The sequence below is a fragment of the Streptomyces sp. NPDC006372 genome (genome assembly GCF_040612515.1).
GTDB lineage: Bacteria > Actinomycetota > Actinomycetes > Streptomycetales > Streptomycetaceae > Streptomyces.
Map to the genome: position 1 here is coordinate 118019 of NZ_JBEXQJ010000006.1, position 17535 is coordinate 135553.

Here is a 17535-nt window from a genome sequence, read left to right on the forward strand (position 1 = left end):
TCAGCCCTTGGCTTCGGTGACGGTGGAGAAGAGGGTGTCGCCGTACAGGGCCAGGACCACGGCGACGAACAGGGTGCCGATGGCCATGCTGCCCTTCCTGAGGGCGCCCTTGGGGTCGCTGGACAACTGCAGCAGCATCCGCACGGCGATCACGGCGATGACGGCGGCGACGCCCTTGGTGACCAGGCCGCCGCCGGTCAGGCCGATGGTGTCGAAGAAGTCCTTGAAGCCGGTGGACATGTCGACGGGCTTGGCGAGGTTGAAGCTACGCATTTCAGATCTCCTTCTGAGTGGACGAAACAGGACGTGCGAATCCGTAGAGGTCGCTCATGGAATCCAGTGAGGAAAAGCGGACCTTGGTGTCGGGCCGAGGGGCGTCGATCATGTATCCGCCGCCCACGTAGATTCCGACATGGTGTATTCCGGAGGCGCTGGAGCCGTAGAACACGAGATCCCCAGGCTTCGCCTGGTCTCGCTTCACCGGCTTGGATGCGAAGTATTGCTGTGCCGCTGTGCGAGGCAGGCTGATACCTGCTTTCGCATAGGCGTAGAGCGTGAGGCCGGAGCAGTCGAATCCGGTGATGTTCTTACCGGAACGCCCCTTGGGCGAGCAGCAGGTTCCCGTGCTGGGACCGTTTGCGTTCCCGCCGCCCCACGAATACGGCTTGCCCAGCATTCCCTGCGCCGCATTCACGGCGGTGACAGCCTGGCTCGCCGATGTGGTTCCGCCTCCCCCCGTGTTCTTGCGGGAAAGTGCGGTGATCGAACTGACATAGTTCTGGGTTTCCTTATACGGCGGGACTCCGCCGTATTTGAGGACAGCGTTACTGCCCGCGTTGTACGCGGCCAGCATGTTGTCCTGCTTGTTTCCCGGAACGTTTTTCACTTCCTCGGCGATGGCGCACAGGTACTTGGCCGATGACGGGATCGCGTCGTCGGGGTCCCATACATCGCGTTTTCCGTCGCCGTTGCCGTCTGTTCCGTGAGCTTCCCACGTGGACGGCATGAACTGCGCGATCCCTTGCGCACCGGCCGGCGACTTTGCTTTCGGGTTGAATCCCGATTCCTGTGTCAGCAGTGCGGCGAGTAGGTTCGGGCTGACTTCGGGGCAGGTGTTTCCCGCGTCCTCGATCAGGTCTTGGTACTCGGCTGGCACGGCCAGGCTGAGCGCCGTGCCGACGGGGTCGTCGCCGGCGCCCTGTACGAGCGCGGCCACGATCACGGCCGCGGTGGCTCCTATGCCCACGACGGCCGCTGTGGAGGCCTTCAACGGCGTCATCCCTCCCTTCGTGAGGTGTGGGGTGGTTATGCAGGTCAGACTGTGTTTCGCATCCGCCGGAGTATCCGCCAGGGATCTGCCGGGCATCCGCCGGGATCCGCCGGGCGGCAGATGCCCGGCGGATGTGTGGCGGGTGCTCCGGCGGATGCGAAGGGGGTTACGGAGCGGACTTGGCGGCGGCGACGAGGTCGGCGAGGTGGTAGCCGCGCACACCCTTTTCGTCCTTGCCGCCCGAGGGGACTCCGAGTGCAGCCGATAGTTTCCGCCCCTGCATTACCGACTTCTCTTCCGTGATCCCGAGGGCGGGAGCCAGTTCGGCCGTGGGCATGAATTGCGCACCCTTGACCTCCATCAGTTTGATGGCTCTCTTCAGTGGAGAGTCCGGCGCCACTTCGAGCGCCTTCTTCTGAGTTGCGTGGACCTCGTCGACCACGTCCCAGATGAATTGGTCTTCGAAATTGAATCCCCGGATGAGCGTGGATCGCCCCTTGGCAAAGAGAACGCCCTGACCCTTGATTTCCGGGTCGAGGAGTGCCGGATTGATCGGTGCAACCGTTTCGAAGTAGGTGTCACCGAGAGCGACCTTGGCGGTTCCCGCCGACGCCACATACAGGCACAGCCGGTAAAGGAACTGATCCCGGACGATGACCGGAATCGCGTTTGTGGAGGGGCGTTGCGTCATGAGCACCGTGGAGATGCCTGATTCCAGGGATTTGGAGACGAGCGATCGCGTGTCTTCCGCGATCTGCTTGGCCTGGTCCTTCTCTTCGTTCGTTGCGCCTGAAGCGAAGAAGTCGGCCGCCTCGTCCACGATGAAGATGACGGGCTTGAATTTCGGGGCAGGCTGCCGGTTCCGAATGGCAGCCGTGATTTCTGCATACCGCTTGTCCGAGCGGTTGTTGAGTTCCCGGACCATGTCCCAGAACACGGCCGGATCGTCGGAGGACTCATAGCGGGTGGCGATCGGTTCGAATCGGGTCAGCCCACAGAATTTGCCGTCGAGCAAATACAGCTCGAAGTCGCCGTATGCGATCAGCAGGCAGGTGATGAGCCCGTTGATCAGCGTGGTTTTGCCCATCTGCGTCATTCCGGCGACCAGCAGCGATGCCTTGTCGAACGTGGGCACGCCGACGAGCTGACCGGTCACGTCGTGGCCGAGCGGCACCCCGCCGGTGAACGTGGCGATCTCCTGCCGGGTCGGGGCGGGGAAGGGGCGGGTGAACGGGGGTTCGTGCAGCTTGAGGAGCTTGACTCGGCGTTCGTTGTCGCGGCTGCGCTCCAGTGTCATGTGCAGGCGAGTGACCCCGAACATGCCCGCCACGGTGCCGAGGCGCTTCTCCACGTCCTCGTACGTGCGGCCCTTGGGCACCAGGAAGTCGTAGACATCGCCGGTCTGCACCGAGCCGACCGTGACCTCATCGGCCCGGATCACCTGGTCGCCGCCGATGACGCTCGCCGTGCGCAGCGCCGCGGTGAGCTCCGGGTGTGCGGCAACGGGCTCAGCGTCCGTCTGCAGCTCTTCCAGCCCAGCCTGCGGCGCTTCCTGCTTCAGCACCGCCGCAGGCTGGGCTTCGCGCGCCCAGCGCTGCATGACGCCCGTGCGGATCCGCCAGGCCAGGTAGCCCAGCGCCACCAGCGCTCCGGCGGTGAGCAGCACGGTGGCCGGCCAGGACAGGCCGAGCTTGTCCTTGATGGCCGCGAGGACGCCGAAGGCGATGGCGAGGGCGCCGATGGCGCCTGCTGCCTGGCCCGCCATGTCGTCGCTGGCCTGCTGTTTCTTCTTTCCCACACCCCTCTCCTTCATGGGTGATCATGAACGGGTCGGCGAACCTAGCCGCACACATTTTCGATTTCCAGAGGTTTCCCGTTCAGCGCTCACCGGATCTGCTCCCTGGGTCTGCGAACGCGTGGTCCGCTCGCCGGGTCACTCGCCGGATCTGCGCTGGTCGACTGCGTGTTGCGGTTCCGGCAGTCGCAGCAAGGGCCAGCCCGCGTCTGCGGGCTGGCCCTCACTGGTGGTGCCGGAAAGCGGGGCGGACGCCCGCCTTGAGTCAGCTCAGGCGTCGGCGTCTTCGGGCTCGTCCTCCTCGGCCTCCTCGGCTTCGGCGGTCCCCTCCTTGGCCATCAGTGCGGCCCAGGCGTGGCGCACTCGCTTCTCGCTGCCGACGAACTCCGCGCGGCGGAAGGCGGCGACGGCCTGGCGGTAGGACATGGGCGGGTCGTCGCGGTAGCGCAGGTGCCGCAGCACGACGTCGAGCTGCTCGTCGGTGAGCTGCTCGCCCGGCTCGGGCGTGGGCACGCCCGTCACGGAGGCGAGGTCAGCGAGTGCGACGGCGTCACGCTCGGCGTCACGTCCGCCGTGACGGCTGCCGTGACGGCCGGACGGGGCAGCGTCCTGACCTGCGTGACTGTCCGTGCCGCCCGGCCCCAGGGCGGCACGGGTGGTGGGCAGGGCGGGCGCGGTGGGTGTCCAGGTGTCGAGGTCCGGCAGTGCGATGGCCGCCACGCTGGCGGGGAGGATCTTCTCCGTGACGGCCTTCTGCGTGGCCTCGGCCTGCTTGTGCAGGTCCTTGGTCATGGACTCCTGCGCGGCCAGCACCGACTTGCGGTACGCGGTCTCAGCCTTGGCTACGCGCCCCTCCAGGGCGGTGGCCATCTCCAGCAGCTCGATGCGGTGGGCAGCGTCGGCCTCCATCGTCTCCAGCCTGTCGGCGACCTCCTGGCGCCGCTCGGCGATGGCCCGAGACGTCTCGTCGGAGACCTTCCGCCCGAGCGCGGGCAGGGCGAGCCACCACGCGCCCTTGGTCGCGACGATCGCGACCGGGGTGAGGACCATGGCCAGGTCGAACGTGCCCGGGTCGGACACGATCAGGTCAGCGGTCGGAATGGCCGCGTTGATGAGCGTGAGGGCCAGCCCCGCGTACATCACGCGCTGGGCGCGCAGCCGGTTGTTGCGGGCCAGGATCTCCGTGGCCTGGAAGACCACCCACAGGGCGTCCAGCGCGGCGACGGTCGGCACCGCCCAGGCCCCGAACCGCGGTTCGAGGATGTGGTAGCTGACGCCGACCGACAGCACGGCCACGCCCAGGGTGATGACGCCCAGGATGGTGAGCACCATCCCGCGCGCGGAGGCCTTCGCCCCCAGGTTCTTGATGCTCTGCACGTTGATGTCCCTTCTGCTGAAATGCCGGTGATGACGTCGGGTCAGCCGCCCATGCCGGACAGGCGGCCGACCTTGGCGACGTGGCTTTCCTGCTGCTTGATGAGGCGGCCGACCTCTTCCGCGAGGAAGCCGCTGTAGTAGCCGCCGAAGGTGCTGCCGACGTGCCAGTGCGCGCCCTCGGGGTAGCCCGCCTTCGCGAGAGCCTCGGAGTGGCTCAGGTCGGCGTAGAGGTGCTTGTCGTGCACGCGCGCGATGTCCACCGCTCGATCGTCGAACGCGGCGGCGGCGGCCAGGGCGCGCTCCTGCGCGTCGACCAGGCGGGAGATGGCGGCCGGCCACTCGGGCCCGGCCTGCGGGGTGCGCAGGTAGTCGTACGCCGACTGAAGCGCCTTCAGCTCCCGCTCGTACGCCTTCCAGCGGTGGGGAGCGTCCTGGACGGCCTGGCGCAGGTCGGCGACGTAGGCGGCGTCCTTCCATGCCTCGCGCGCCTCGTCGTACAGGTCGCTCAGGATGCGGCGGGCCGCTGTGCGCAGCCGGTGTTCGGTCGCGTCCTCGGACTCCGGGACGTACCGCAGTCGCGGGTCCTCGTAGGAGGCGTCGGGCCGGGCCGGCTCCCCTTCGCGGCCGGTGAAGGAGGCGAACTCGAAGCGCAGGCCCCAGCCGGAGGGGTGCGGCTCGATTTTCCGCAGATACGGCGGCAGGTGCGGCTGCAGGCGCTCGTAGATCTGCCGCTGCTCGTCGGCCGTGATGGTGGTGACGGTGTTACCGAGCATGCCAACTCCTTGCTGGGCGAGAGAGGTTCCGGTGCGCTCGCGCTCGGCCGTGCCGCCGCCGTGTGTCGAAGCGGCGGCCGGCGCCGGGTGCGCCAGCTCGGATTCGTCCAGGGGTGTGCGTAACGGGATGGTGCTGGCCATGGCGTCTCCTGTCGGACGGAACTGGTGGCCGCTGTCCGGCTCCCCTGGACCGCGCCCGGCCCCGTGCTCGGCGTGAGGGGCACGCGAGCAGAGGGCCGGGCGGGTCAGGCAGCCGCCAGAGGTGGCGATGACGGCTGAGCGGATGGCTCAGCGGGGGCGGTTGCGTTGCAGGTAGGCGTCCTGGAGCCGCTCGAACGACTCCCACAGCCGCGCGCCGGTGGGGCAGCGGGCGTGGTCGGTGCACGATGTGCAGCCGTCGGCGTGCGTCTGGTGGGCGCGGTGCGCAGCCTGGTAGCGCTGGTACAGGTCGTCAGGCACGGGGTGCTCTTTCGTGGTGCCGGCGGGGCGGGTGAAGGTCGCTCACGCGGTGGCCCGCCTCCCACGCTGCTGCGGCTGCCATCGCGGCGGCCGCGAGCAGCAGGCGGGCCAGGGGGTGGTGGGAGCCGACCGCGGCGGCGGCCCGGGCCGCGCGCTGCTGCGCTGCCCGGGCCGCCTGTATGAGGTGCGCCATTCAGTAGCCGTTGTTCTGGCACGCACTGCACGTCCAGGCCGTGGGCGCCGGAACGGCGCCCTGCCTCCCGGCAGGCGACGACGGCGCGGCGCCGAACGTGCCGCCGCACACATCGCACTGCATCCCACTGCCGGTCACGGGCGACGCGGGTACGGGGGCGAGGGAGGAGGGCGGGCAGTCACTGCCGTTGCACGACCACCGGCCGCACAGCGGGCACGCGTCATCGGCCATCACCGGCCGGTGCAGGGTCAGGACCGGCTGACGCTCGTAGCCGGGCGCCATCTCCTGGAGCGTGCGCCGAACCCGCCGCCCCTCGGGGACACCGGCGTCCTTCTCGCGAACCATGCGCGCCAGAAGGTCACCGAGCTGGCGGAGCGCACTGGGCGGGCAAGGCCCGGTGTGCCAGTTGCCGCACCGGTCGCACGCGTACTCCGGATCGACCGCAGCCCCTGTCGTATGGGCTGCAGAGCGTGTCATGATCGCTGTGGTCATGGGGATCTCCGAATCCTGTATGACCGGACAGCCCCGGAACTCTCACCTTCCGGGGCTGTCACCGTGTGGCTGGCCGGACGGCCAGCCACGGCCCGTCTCCCACCCCCTGACGTTCTCGTGGGTGGGAGAGGGACCGTGGCGGATCGTCAGGCAGCCGGCGCGAACGCGGGCGCGACCGTCTTGGCGGGGCGGATGAGGTAGTCGGAGTCCGTCCACACCGAGCCGACCGCGAAGGGCTGGCCGTCGGGGCGCAGGGTGTCGCGGACGATGACCGCCCACCGCGCGCCGCCCCGGCCCAGCAGCTTCGCGGCCTCGCGCGGGTTGGTGATGAGCGCCAGGACCTCGAACCGGCCGTCGACGTTCTGGTAGACGGCTCCGGGTCGGCGGGGGCCGATCTCCTGGTCGGTGCTCGGCAAGGAGATGGTGGTGGGCATCATGCTGCGGCTCCGATCAGGCAGGCGAGGTGGTCGATGTCGTGCCGGACGGTGTGCTGCGGGTGCGGCCGGCCGCCGCCGGGCTGGGGCTGGCGACCATCCCGCTCGTGAGGCTGAGGCCGCACCGGAAGCGGCGGCCGCCTGTTCCCCAGGACGGGGGCTGTCATGCTGGGCATCCGTGGGTCGTCCTCTCGCGAAGGGTGACCTGCGACAAGAACCCCCAGGGGCCTAATCCCTGGGGGTTCGTCGCGTGAGTGCGTCCTGCGCACTCCGCCGACTACCGAACCCGCAGTGAAGCGGGGCCGGTCGACGACGGGCAGCGCAAGCTCAACCGGATTGCGTCACCGGGCGGGACGCTGGGGGTGGAGCGTCTTCTGCGGCACCGGCGGCGCTCCCAGAGGCGCGGCACCGGCGGGTATCTGCGCGCGGCGGGTGTCGGCGTCACGGACCGCGGACTCGGTCGACGCCCACTTCATCTCGCGCAGCAGCCACAGGGGCCGGCCGTCGCCGGGCTCGTCGCCCGTCGGCGCCGTCTGCTTCTGCGTGGCGATCTGGCTGACGGCCGGGGCGACCGCGTCCTTGGGCTTGCGCCGTACGGTGGTCCTGCGGCGGTGCACGGTCTGCGAGTTGCCGTCCGTCAGGCGCTCCTCCCATTTCCTGGCCGTGACGTTGACGGTGACCAGGCGGTTGCTGCCCAGGCGGCAGCGGACGGCCCCGTCCTTGCCCGCCGGGCCCGTATCGTGCGGAACGACCTTGGGCTTCTTGGTCTGGAGGCCGGTGATCGGCACCCACGTCTTGCAGTCGGGGCAGACCAGCGACGCGCAGGCGGGGCGCAGGTCGTACTGGTGGGGCTTGAGGGTGGAGAGGGCGAGCGCCGGGCGGCTGTTGACGGTGCGGGAGCGGGTCCGGCTCCGGCGGGGACGGGCGGTGCGCTCAAGGGTCGAAGCAGACATCTGAACTCCTCACGGACGGAGCGGCAGGGGAAGCGTCGCGATGCTCTCTCCGCCCTCCGGGCCACACGGACGAGGCCGGCGTCCCGCAGGACAGACAGCGCACAGCGCTGCGACGTGCACAGTCGTCGCGGCCGTCAGGCTCCGGGGGAGTTCGATGGTGCTCTCGCGCCCTCGGTGACCCGAGGACTACCCCGGCCGCCCCGAAGGGCGGACGACTACCTCCGCAACTTCGATATCGAAGTTGCAGTACGATGGTGCGCAATCTCGCTATCGATGTCAAGTGCTTCGATAGAGATATTTCTTCGCTATGTAAGTCGCGGGCCGTAGCTGACGCTGAGCATCGAAGCCCTTAGGATCGCTAGCGAAGTTAGGAGACACATGGCAGGCGGAAAGGGCGCTAAGCAGCCCAGATACCTCCAGATCGCTGACGAACTGAAGGCTGCGATCGAGCGTGGGGACTACCGACCCGGTGATCGGCTGCCGGGGGAGAACGCCCTTGCACCGCAGTACGGCGTCGCCGTGATGACGGCTCGGCGAGCGCTGCGCGCGCTCACCAACGAAGGGCTCGCAGAGTCCCGGAAGGGCGCGGGTGTGTTCGTTCAGGCTTTCCGCCCCATCCGGCGGCGCGGTATTCAGCGTCTGGCACAGGACCAGTGGGGCGCCGGGAAGTCGATCTGGTCGGCTGACGAAGACCGCCCCCTGACGGTCGACCAGGTCTCCGTACAGGAGGTCCTTCCGCCGATGCACATTGCCGAGATGCTTGCCCTGGATGCCGGCGAGACCGCCTGCGCCCGGTCCCGGCGCTTCGTCCTGGATGGCCGGCCAGTCATGCTCGCCACCTCGTACCTGCCCTACGCCCTGGTGGAAGGGTCGGCGATCACCCAGGCCGACACCGGGCCGGGAGGAACCTACGCTCGTCTCGCTGACCTCGGTCATGGCCCGGTTCGCTTCCGGGAGGAGATCCGCGGACGGCTGCCCACTGCTGAGGAAGCGCAAACGTTGGGCATGTCCCCTGAGCGCCCTGTCCTGAAGATATGCCGGACAGCCTTCGACGCCCACCAGCGAGTTGTTGAGGTCAACGAGATGACCCTCGACTCCGCCTCGTACGTTCTGGACTACGAGTTCGATGCCTGACGGCACGCAGGACTCGCCGCGGGCACGGCACTGGGGTGTGCCCGGGATCGCCATGGTTCCTCCGGCCGGGATTGCGGGTGTGGATCAACAAGAAACAGCATCCGCACCAGGGACCTTGAGCGAGATGTCTGACCGTGGAAGTGGTGTAGCAACTGCGTGGCAATAGGGCCGTTGATACCTGGAAGGTGACCGCCAAGGGGGTGTGTAGTGATCGCTGTGGACAGGTGGACAGGTGAGGAGGCGCTGCTGTTGCGGTCGGTGATGCGAGCGTCTGTGCGCGAGTTCGCCGGTCGCCTCGGCATCAGCCCCCGGACCGTCTCGAACTGGCAGCGGAACAAGACGAGCGTCTGCCGTCCCCAGATGGCACAGATCCTGGACACGGCGCTCCTCCAGTGCACTCCTGCTGAGCAGGAGGCGTTCAGCTTCCGTCTAGCAGCGCTGCGTGGAGCGGCAACTCCCATCACCGCCGAGTCGGCAGCGTGTCCGGCACCGTGCACGGTCGTCTCCCACAAGTTCTTGCCGGTTTACCTAGGTGATTGCAGTGCGCCCCTCTACGCTGCGGGTTCGCCAAGCGAGCCAGGGCCAGGCGGCTTGGAGCAGCGAGTCCTGCCAGCTGACCACCACTCCGCGCAGTCGTCGACGGTGCACATATACGCCTGCGGTGTCGCTGTGGTGCATCTCGAAGAACACCACCATCTCGAGTCGTTGACCGAGTTGGCGTTGTGGCGTTATCGCACGTACCAGAAGGAACCGAGCTGGGCGGGCCAGCAGATGGCCGACCTGCTGGCCCGTCACGGCGACCACAAGGACCGGCCCGCCCAGTCGCTCATTCCGCAGTACGTGCTGTCGGCCTACGAGCTCCGCACACATTCCTGGTCAAGCGCTGGCCTGGACACGGCTCTCCAGCTGCTCGCTACGCCATCAGTGCTGGTCAACCGACAGAATCCAGCAGATGTGGTACCGCTCGGGCCAGGGGTGGAGGAAGCCAAGTTCCGTGACGGCTGGGCTCACCCCGAGGCCGTGACATTCGACGGTGGAGTCTCCCGCGGCGTCGTCGGCTGGTCGGGTGTCGCCTATCACCCGCAGCAGGACGAGCGGGCTCTGACCATGAGCCAGATCGTGGCACTTGAGCTCGACGTGCAGGCCCTCTGGGCGCTCTCGTCGCACATCCTGCACATGATCGAAGACGGCCAGGACCCGGTGATGCCGACGGCCTACGGTTGGCGCTTTCTGCGCAGCGCGTACTTCCGGCTCACTACCGCGCGCCCCACTGAGACCGCCCAACACCGGGTGATGCGCGAGGCCATCCTGGCCACCAGCGAACTTCCTGATCGGCTGCGTGCCGCCCAGGACGCTCTCCGAGACAGCAATCCGTGACGGCCATGTGGAAGGCGGAGTGGGTGGACCCTCGATCGACAGCGCTGCTGGTCATTGATGTGCAGCAGGGCTTTGTCAACCAGCACAGCCGCGGAGTCATCCCTGCGGTTGTTCGGCTGGTGGTGGGCTGGCAAGCAGCCGGCGCTCCCGTGGTGCTGTCACGGTTCCACAACGAGCCCGGATCCCCGTACGAGACGATCACGGGATGGACGCGTTTGCGTACTCCCGAGGAACAGGCCCTCGTTGCTGACCTGGCTCCCTTCGCTGCCAGCGCCGCCGCGATTATCGACAAGCCCCAGGCGTCAGTGTTCACCCCCGAGGGCTCCCGGACGATCCGCGAGGCGGGCTGGACCGATCTGGTGCTGTGCGGCATCGACACGGACGCGTGCGTATACGACTCCGCTGTCGCCGCCTATCAGGCCGGATACCGGCCGTGGATCGTCACCGACGCTTGTGCCTCCACCGGCGGCGCCCGCTACCACGACGCCGCACTCCTGCTCGCCTCCCGAAACATCGGAGCTGAGCAGCTGATCACGAGCGAGGTTGTCTTGTCCCGAATCAGCGGAACGCAAGGAGCCCACGCATGAACACACCGCACGAGACAGACGTGCTGGTAGTCGGCGCCGGCCCGTCAGGCGTGGCGGCCGCGGTGATGGCGGCCAGCCTGAACCTTCGAACGGTCATCGTGGAGGCTGACTCAGTAGGCGGCAAGCTGCATGTCATCGGGGCGCTGGAGAACGTCCCTGGCAACTGGTCGACCGGCCCCCAACTTGCTGAGGCTCTTTCCGCCGACCTGGACCGCCTACAGCAGGCTGACCGATGCTCCGTCATCCAGGGCCGTGCGTCAAGCGTCACCGGCTACGACGACCGAGCGGAGCTCGCACTCGAGGACGGACGCGTACTGAGTGCGCAGCTGATCGTGGTCGCCACCGGCGTGGCCGTCTTGGCCCCTCCCGATGCCGACTGGATCAGCGCTCCCGCACGTTTGTCCGTTCCTCCGCTGTGGCGCACCCAGCCTGCAGACCTAGCAGGCCGGACCTACGTCCTCGGAGGGGACCGCCCCCTCGGAACATGGCTCCGCACCCACCCGCACTCCTCAACGACGCTGCATGTCCTCTGTCCGCTAGCAGATGACTACAAGATCGCCGAAGTCGCGGGGGATGAGCGCGTGCGCATCGTGCCCGTCTCTCACGTCGTCCTGTCGCCGATGGCCTACGGAAACGAGTGGAGCTTGCAGGTCAAGGACCGACAGGGTGAGCGCAAGTCCTACGTCGCCAAGACGGTGTTGAACAACCTCGGCAATACGCCAGCAGGTTTGGAGGGCCTCGCCTCGAGCGAGGACGGCTACTGCCCTCCCGGCAAACAGCACCCTCGGATTCGGGTCGCCGGCGACTTGAGGTCGGCCCAGTTCCAACGCGTCACGACGGCTCAGGGCTCTGGGGCGGAAGCTGTACTCGCGTCCTACTACGCCTCGGTCCTGAAGTCATGCTGAGGCTTGATGCCCACCGCCCTAACGGCGTATCGCTGCATGGCGGTCAAGATCGATCCCGTGGTGTATCTTTCAGGGATTCAGTGATCATGAGAGGTTGGGGCATGTCCGACGCGGATCCCATGCAACGGGTCAACGCTCTCCTCGACGACGTTCTGCCGACGCCGCGCGTGCGGCAGCAGCTGCGCCTCGCTGCGGGGCTCACCCAGCAGGAAGTCGCGGACGCTGTGGGCGTGAAACGCCTGGCTGTAGCCCGCTGGGAGCTAGGCCAGACCCACCCTCGGCGGCCCCACCGCGCGGTCTACATTCACCTGCTCAAGCGACTCGCGGAGCGCTTCCCCGAAGCCGCTGAGCTGGATGAGGGCATGCCGACGCCGGCCTCCGAAGGGGGGTCGGGATGACCTAGTGGCCATCGACCGCGCGCGCCAAGAAGCGGACTAACCACCCGCTGGCCTCGCGCGGCCCGTCTACCGACCGGCTTAACCACCCGCGTCGGCCACTCAGGGCCCGGTTGCCGCCGGTCCTGAGCTGCGGCTCACCGAGCCGCTCTACCTGAATCGGCCCCTTACCAGGGCCACCACCACCGGCCGCTGCGGCCACCACAGCCGCTCCGTCCGATCCGCATCACCCGCGGGCCCCCACCACAGGGGCTTCGCGGTTCAGCAGAAACCAAGAGAGAGGAGAAATCTCCCCCCGCCCGGTCGGTGTCCGCCCGCTTCTCACGAAGGGGGCGATCCCAACCCATCCGCATATCTGGCCGTCCAGCCCGGAGGGGCTCGGGTCGGTCCAGCTATGGAGAGCAGGTCTTTCTCATAGTGCCCGAGAGTGATGTCCCCTGTCAGCTTGACCCTGTCCGTTTCGCACCGGTTCAGGCGCGGCGATCTTCCCGTGTGACGGGATCGGCATTCGGTTCATCCGTCTTTTTCCAGTTCGTACCGGAAGTTGAATTTCTGGCAGGAAGCTACAAGAACGACCCCTTCCGGGGCGCATCGGTGAGCACGGTCACGGTGTCTGCCGTATCGCTCGTGCACCCCGTCTCGGAGGTCGTTGACAGCCCCGTCGGCGGCGACGTCCGCGAAGACCACGTCCCGTGTGGCGGGACGGGTTCCGAGATTGTTGCCCGCCGGGCGGGAGCTTCGGGGGTGATCCGGGCTGAGCGGCCTCTGCCCACAGGCCGCCCGGCGCAAGGTCGGCGGGTGAAGGACGAATCGCGAGTTCTGGCTACTCCGGGGGGTGTCCGCTTTGGCGTGTACATCGGCCCGATGACGGCACAGGCGGCTACAGCTCTTGCGGCCCTCACCGCTCCTGTTCGGGCGGTGGACCGATGAGCGTCCTGGCGGCACCGGCCGCCGCGCTGGACCGCCCTCTCTGGGAGGGCGTCCACACCTCCGCCGATGACGCCCTGATGCTTCCCGGGCAGCGGAACGGGCTGCCGTCGGTGCCGACCTCCGGGCAGCCGGGCGACAGTGGTCTAGAGGACCCGCTGCGCCTCGGTCGGAAGATGCGGCTGCGGCTGCTCGCCGCAGTCCAGACGCTGCTGTCGGACCCGTCGATTGCTGGGTTGAAGGATGCGCCGAAGTTGGCGGTGGTGGTGCTGTACGCGAAGTCGCGGGCACCGCAGGGCGAGAAGAACGACCTCCAGACCTCCATCTGGGGCTCGGAGCTTGGCCGGTGGATGGGCGTGAAGGAGTCGACCGTTCACCACAAGGTGCTGCCTGTGCTGCGTGGCTCGGGCGCGCTGCGGACCCGTGTGGTGAGGGACGCGAAGGGGCACCCGACCGGGCTGGACTGCCTGGTCATGCCGCTGTGGAACGCCCACCACGGCGGGGGAGCGGGGCACCCGCTGGCGCTGACGAAGGCGGAGCTGTCGACGCTGCTGCGCCTCCTCGAGGCGCTGTTCGGGCACGGCTGGACGCCGGAGAACCGGGAGGCGACGCCGCCGGGGCTGCTGGCCGGCCGTACGGGCAAGGGGGCTGCGACCGATCGGCTCGGGCTGCTGCTGATGGTGCTGAACACGCGGGCATCGGGCTGGCTGCAGCTGTGCGGCGGCTCGATCAGGAAGAAGGAGGGGCGTGGGGCGGCGACGCTGGCGCGGCTGTTGGGCTGCTCGCCGTCCGGGGCGCGGAAGGTCCTGGCCCGGTTGACGGAGGCCGGTGTCGTGGCGCGGCAGCGCAAGGCGAGGTCGACGCGGATGAACGGCCGGGGCAAGGTCATGCTGCTGCCGGTCGCCCGCGCGTACGGCCGCACCCTGGCCTCTGTGGAGGCTGTTCAGGGGCCCGAGCCTGAGTTTTCGGCGCGTCCTGATGGTGCGTGCGGAGATCATGCTCCCGCTGATGTGGCCGGTGCCCTTGGTACCTCTGGGATCGGCGGTGCTGAGCGCGCTGGGGATGCGGCGGTTCAGGAGCGTCCCGATGGTGCAGAGCTCCACGCAGACCACGCTTCTGTGGTTACTCCCGTAGTTCCTCCGCAACTCTCTTGTGGCTTTTCCGGCGAAGGCCGTGGGGCTGAAGGCCGTCGGCCGGAGCGCGCGTGCGCGCGCGAGGACCAGGCCGCCGACGGCGAGACCACTGTTGCCGAGTCGACCCAGCCGGTGGCTGAGGGCGGCCCGCTGCGCGGGGAAAAGCCGAAGGAGTCCTCGGTCGATGAGCGGGGTGGGCAGCGTGCTGCCGGGGCTGAGGCCGGTGGCCGGCTGAAGGCCGTGGGTTGGCACAAGACGCAGCAGCAGGGGAGGGGTGGCCTTCCGGCTGATCTTGGTCTGCGGGTGGCTCTGGGGCCGGTGTCCGGGCTCTGGGAGCGGCTGTCCGGCTGGCAGCAGGACCAGGTCGAGGCGGCCGCGAAGGCGGAGGTGAAGCGGCTGGCGGGCATGCTGGAGCAGCCGGAGGCGGCGGCGCGGCTGCTGGCCGACCGGCTCACCGACCGGCTGAAGGAGACCGGCGGCGAGGCCCTGGTCGACCGGCCGTACCCGTGGCTGATCCGGCGGGGCCTGGTGCAGCGCCAGGCGTGCACGGACCGGCGCTGTGACGACGGGATCCGGCTGGACATCGGCAGGGAGTGCGAGAACTGCGGCAACGTGCTCCACATCCGGCGTGCCCGGCGGGCCAAGATCGCGGCGGAGGTCGACCGGGAGCTGCCCGGTCGGAGTGAGGGCGAGCGCCGCCGGGTCCTCGATGAGCGGCTGCGCGAGCAGGCGGCCATCGAGGCGGAGGGCCTCGTGCGGCGGCGCAAGCAGGCCCGCGCGGAGCAGGCCCGCCGCGATGCCGCCCGTGCGGCTGCCCAGGAGCGGGCGGAGCGCGAACGTGAGGCCGCGGCCGCCGCCGACGCTGTGCGCCAGACCCTGCCGTGCGAGGACTGCGGGCAGAACCAGGCGGCCGGACTGTGCGAGGCGTGCGACCACCGCCGTCAGACCGAGACCCTGATCGGTGAGGCCGGTCTCCTGGCAGCAGCCTGGTCCGCCGACCTGACCGACCCGGGCAACGTCGCGGCCGTCATTGCCGGGGCCCGGACGGCCATCGGCAACAGCATCGCCAACGCGTGGCAGGAGTTCCTGCAGATCACCGACGTGGCCGCCCTGGAGGCCAACCCGGAGGCAGCTGAGGACGCATACGCATTCGCCGCGTTTCAGACCGCACAGCAGGCCGTCCAGGAGTACCAGGACAACGCCCTGGCGATGCTGGGCCGGACCGAGGAGGCCGAAGCCGAGGCCCGGCGGGCGTACAAGGCAGGGCAGGGCCGCCCCTGGTTCCAGCACAACCCGAACGGCGCGGACGCCATCGCCGCCGCGACGAAGGCCGCCGACGCGGCCCGGGAGCGCGTGGCCGAGTACCTGCTGACGGTGCGGCTGGAGCAGCTGCGCAAGCAGCAGGCGGCGGCCCGGGCCGAGTCGACCGCGCCCGCGCCGTGGACGGACCGGCTCACCAGGCTCGCCACGCGCTCGCTGGACGGCTGTACGGCCGGGGCGGTGATCGCGTGAGCACCGAGCTGAGCGGGGTCAACCTCGCGCGCCAGGCCCTGGTCGCGGCCCGGGAGGCAGCCAAGAAGAACGGCGCCACCCACACGAAGAAGCCGAAGCGGCGCACCGGCACCGTCGTACGCCGGGACGGCCGCGAGCCGCTCGGGCTCGGCAGCGCGATCAGCATGATGATGACCGAGCGCGGCATGGTCGCCCCGGCCGCCGGCGGCAGCGTCCTTGCCCAGTTCGACGACATCCTCGCCGCAGCCGCGCCAGAGCTCGCCGGGCACGTCCAGGCCGTGGCGTTCGACGCGGACACCGGCCGCCTGGACCTCGCCCCCGCGTACGGCACGAAGCTACGCTGGAGCGCGCCGAAGTTGCCGCCAACGAGAAGGTGCAGGGCGCGAACGTCCGCACGCTGCACGTCCTGGCGCCCGCACCCGTGAAGGCCGGCCCCGCCACGGCGGCCGATGACCCGAACGCGCCGACCGTGCCCGTCGCGCCGGTGCAGCGACGGACCCCACCGGACGGCTACCGCCGCGCCATCGAAGCGCACCGCCAGGCCGTCCGGCCGTCGAGGGTGAACCCGGCCATCGCGGAAGCGGTGGAGCGGCAGACGGCGGCGATGCGGGAGCTGAGCCGTCGTGCGTTCCCGGAGCCGGACGTCGTCCCGGACGACGCGCCGGCCTCGATCGAGGTGAGCCGTGCACAGCGCCGCCGCCAGGCCGCGGCCACCGAGGCCGCCGCCCTGCGCCGGGCCAGGGCGGAACGCGCTGCCCGGGAAGCCGGGACGGCAGTCGCCGTCCCGCAGTCGGCTGCGCTGCGGACCACGGCGTGAGTAGCGCGGCTGTAGGAGGTCGGCATCGACGCGGTTGGTTCCAACTACTAAGTTCTCAAACGGAGGTTCGAATTTTGAAGTTACGAGAAGCGATCGAATGCGTGCGGATACGGGTATCCGGGCCCCGGTGTCCCGGTCGGGGCGGCATCGTTAGCCAGCACAGTGTGGTCGCCTTGGACAGCGGGGCCGCGTGCACGACAGCAGGAGGAATGCGGTGAGCGACCGTAGCGCCATCGAGTGGACCGAGGCAACATGGAACCCGACCACCGGTTGCGATCGTGTCTCTTCCGGCTGTGACAACTGCTACGCCCTCGCCTTGGCGAAACGCCTGAAGGCAATGGGGGCGGCGAAGTACCAGAACGACGGTGACCCCCGCACCTCCGGGCCTGGGTTCGGCGTCACGCTGCACCCCGACGCCCTGGACGTCCCGTACGGATGGAAGAGCCCTCGAGTGGTGTTCGTGAACTCGATGTCGGATCTCTTCCACGCCCGTGTCCCCCTCGACTTCGTCCGGCAGGTCTTCCAGGTCATGGCGGACACACCGCAGCACACGTACCAGGTCCTCACCAAGCGGGCCCGTCGCCTGCGCCAGGTCGCGCCGAAGCTGGACTGGCCGGGCAACCTCTGGATGGGCGTCTCGGTAGAGACCGAGAACGAGCTGTCCCGCGTCGACGACCTCCGCCAGGTCCCGGCGGCCGTGCGGTTCCTGTCCTGCGAACCTTTGCTTGGGCCGCTTCCCGGCCTCAGGCTGGACGGCATCCACTGGGTCATCGCCGGGGGCGAGTCCGGCCCGCGCCACCGTCCGCTGGACGAAGTCTGGGTGACCGGGATCCGCGACACCTGCCAGGACGCGGGCGTCGCCTTCTTCTTCAAGCAGTGGGGCGGGCGCACCCCCAAGGCCGGCGGCCGCCTGCTGGAGGGCCGGACCTGGGACCAGATGCCGATGCGGGTCGCGGCCTGACCGAACTGTTCGTTGTGGCCGGGCATGGTCAGGCCCGGCCC

Annotated in this window: 19 protein-coding genes; 9 read left to right on the forward strand and 10 right to left on the reverse strand. The window is 69.0% G+C overall.

Annotation, left to right across the window (positions count from 1 at the left end; genetic code table 11):
• From ABZ016_RS13310 to ABZ016_RS13355, 10 genes are all read right to left on the reverse strand, one after another.
• The gene (locus ABZ016_RS13310) at nt 1-273 is read right to left on the reverse strand and encodes a hypothetical protein (RefSeq protein ID WP_356916686.1); all 273 of its coding nucleotides are present in this window, start codon (nt 271-273) and stop codon (nt 1-3) included.
• A gap of 1 nt (nt 274) precedes the next feature.
• Nucleotides 275-1279, reverse strand: coding sequence for a bifunctional lytic transglycosylase/C40 family peptidase (locus tag ABZ016_RS13315; RefSeq protein ID WP_356916687.1), 1005 nt, complete (start codon nt 1277-1279; stop codon nt 275-277).
• Nucleotides 1280-1436: 157 nt separating this feature from the next.
• Entirely contained in the window at nt 1437-3068 is a 1632-nt protein-coding gene (locus tag ABZ016_RS13320) for an FtsK/SpoIIIE domain-containing protein (protein ID WP_356916688.1), read from the reverse strand.
• A gap of 267 nt (nt 3069-3335) precedes the next feature.
• Entirely contained in the window at nt 3336-4442 is a 1107-nt protein-coding gene (locus ABZ016_RS13325) for a hypothetical protein (protein WP_356916689.1), read from the reverse strand.
• Between the two features lie 41 nt (nt 4443-4483).
• Entirely contained in the window at nt 4484-5356 is an 873-nt protein-coding gene (locus ABZ016_RS13330; RefSeq protein WP_356916690.1) for a hypothetical protein, read from the reverse strand.
• Nucleotides 5357-5503: 147 nt separating this feature from the next.
• A complete protein-coding gene (locus ABZ016_RS13335; protein WP_356916691.1) occupies nt 5504-5674 on the reverse strand; it encodes a hypothetical protein in 171 nt (56 codons plus the stop codon).
• Nucleotides 5667-5867, reverse strand: a complete 201-nt coding sequence (locus tag ABZ016_RS13340) for a hypothetical protein (protein ID WP_356916692.1) — start codon at nt 5865-5867, stop codon at nt 5667-5669. Before ABZ016_RS13340 ends, ABZ016_RS13335 begins: the two co-directional genes overlap by 8 nt.
• A complete protein-coding gene (locus ABZ016_RS13345) occupies nt 5868-6212 on the reverse strand; it encodes a hypothetical protein (RefSeq protein ID WP_356916693.1) in 345 nt (114 codons plus the stop codon).
• A gap of 293 nt (nt 6213-6505) precedes the next feature.
• Entirely contained in the window at nt 6506-6796 is a 291-nt protein-coding gene (locus tag ABZ016_RS13350) for a hypothetical protein (RefSeq protein WP_356916694.1), read from the reverse strand.
• A gap of 338 nt (nt 6797-7134) precedes the next feature.
• Nucleotides 7135-7746 (reverse strand): hypothetical protein, encoded by a 612-nt coding sequence (locus ABZ016_RS13355; protein ID WP_356916695.1) that lies wholly within the window; start codon nt 7744-7746, stop codon nt 7135-7137.
• A 378-nt stretch (nt 7747-8124) separates the two neighbouring features.
• Here ABZ016_RS13355 and ABZ016_RS13360 point away from each other — a divergent pair, with 378 nt between their 5' ends.
• From ABZ016_RS13360 to ABZ016_RS13400, 9 genes are all read left to right on the forward strand, one after another.
• Nucleotides 8125-8880: a GntR family transcriptional regulator gene (locus ABZ016_RS13360; protein WP_356916696.1), complete on the forward strand. Its 756-nt coding sequence runs from the start codon at nt 8125-8127 to the stop codon at nt 8878-8880.
• Nucleotides 8881-9549: 669 nt separating this feature from the next.
• Entirely contained in the window at nt 9550-10257 is a 708-nt protein-coding gene (locus ABZ016_RS13365) for a hypothetical protein (protein WP_356916697.1), read from the forward strand.
• Nucleotides 10254-10844, forward strand: a complete 591-nt coding sequence (locus tag ABZ016_RS13370) for an isochorismatase family cysteine hydrolase (protein WP_356916698.1) — start codon at nt 10254-10256, stop codon at nt 10842-10844. The genes ABZ016_RS13365 and ABZ016_RS13370 overlap by 4 nt, the downstream gene beginning before the upstream one ends.
• Nucleotides 10841-11749, forward strand: a complete 909-nt coding sequence (locus ABZ016_RS13375) for an FAD-dependent oxidoreductase (RefSeq protein ID WP_356916699.1) — start codon at nt 10841-10843, stop codon at nt 11747-11749. Before ABZ016_RS13370 ends, ABZ016_RS13375 begins: the two co-directional genes overlap by 4 nt.
• A gap of 101 nt (nt 11750-11850) precedes the next feature.
• Complete coding sequence (locus ABZ016_RS13380) at nt 11851-12147, forward strand: helix-turn-helix transcriptional regulator (RefSeq protein WP_356916700.1); 297 nt, start codon at nt 11851-11853, stop codon at nt 12145-12147.
• A gap of 923 nt (nt 12148-13070) precedes the next feature.
• Nucleotides 13071-15716: a hypothetical protein gene (locus tag ABZ016_RS13385; RefSeq protein ID WP_356916701.1), complete on the forward strand. Its 2646-nt coding sequence runs from the start codon at nt 13071-13073 to the stop codon at nt 15714-15716.
• A complete protein-coding gene (locus ABZ016_RS13390) occupies nt 15713-16141 on the forward strand; it encodes a hypothetical protein (protein WP_356916702.1) in 429 nt (142 codons plus the stop codon). Before ABZ016_RS13385 ends, ABZ016_RS13390 begins: the two co-directional genes overlap by 4 nt.
• Nucleotides 16090-16533 carry a hypothetical protein gene (locus ABZ016_RS13395; RefSeq protein ID WP_356916703.1) on the forward strand — a complete coding sequence of 148 codons (444 nt, stop codon included), beginning with the start codon at nt 16090-16092 and terminating at the stop codon, nt 16531-16533. Before ABZ016_RS13390 ends, ABZ016_RS13395 begins: the two co-directional genes overlap by 52 nt.
• A 214-nt stretch (nt 16534-16747) precedes the next feature.
• Entirely contained in the window at nt 16748-17494 is a 747-nt protein-coding gene (locus tag ABZ016_RS13400) for a phage Gp37/Gp68 family protein (RefSeq protein WP_356916704.1), read from the forward strand.
• Nucleotides 17495-17535 lie beyond the last annotated feature (41 nt).

Bases quoted from the DNA above. Each gene is read 5' to 3' on its own strand.
- ABZ016_RS13380 (WP_356916700.1), top strand. From the start codon at position 11,851: ATGTCCGACGCGGATCCCATGCAACGGGTCAACGCTCTCCTCGACGAC.
- ABZ016_RS13315 (WP_356916687.1), bottom strand. From the start codon at position 1,279: ATGACGCCGTTGAAGGCCTCCACAGCGGCCGTCGTGGGCATAGGAGCC.
- ABZ016_RS13350 (WP_356916694.1), bottom strand. From the start codon at position 6,796: ATGATGCCCACCACCATCTCCTTGCCGAGCACCGACCAGGAGATCGGC.
- ABZ016_RS13375 (WP_356916699.1), top strand. From the start codon at position 10,841: ATGAACACACCGCACGAGACAGACGTGCTGGTAGTCGGCGCCGGCCCG.
- ABZ016_RS13360 (WP_356916696.1), top strand. From the start codon at position 8,125: ATGGCAGGCGGAAAGGGCGCTAAGCAGCCCAGATACCTCCAGATCGCT.
- ABZ016_RS13355 (WP_356916695.1), bottom strand. From the start codon at position 7,746: ATGTCTGCTTCGACCCTTGAGCGCACCGCCCGTCCCCGCCGGAGCCGG.
- ABZ016_RS13330 (WP_356916690.1), bottom strand. From the start codon at position 5,356: ATGGCCAGCACCATCCCGTTACGCACACCCCTGGACGAATCCGAGCTG.
- ABZ016_RS13345 (WP_356916693.1), bottom strand. From the start codon at position 6,212: ATGGTTCGCGAGAAGGACGCCGGTGTCCCCGAGGGGCGGCGGGTTCGG.
- ABZ016_RS13340 (WP_356916692.1), bottom strand. From the start codon at position 5,867: ATGGCGCACCTCATACAGGCGGCCCGGGCAGCGCAGCAGCGCGCGGCC.
- ABZ016_RS13385 (WP_356916701.1), top strand. From the start codon at position 13,071: ATGAGCGTCCTGGCGGCACCGGCCGCCGCGCTGGACCGCCCTCTCTGG.
- ABZ016_RS13310 (WP_356916686.1), bottom strand. From the start codon at position 273: ATGCGTAGCTTCAACCTCGCCAAGCCCGTCGACATGTCCACCGGCTTC.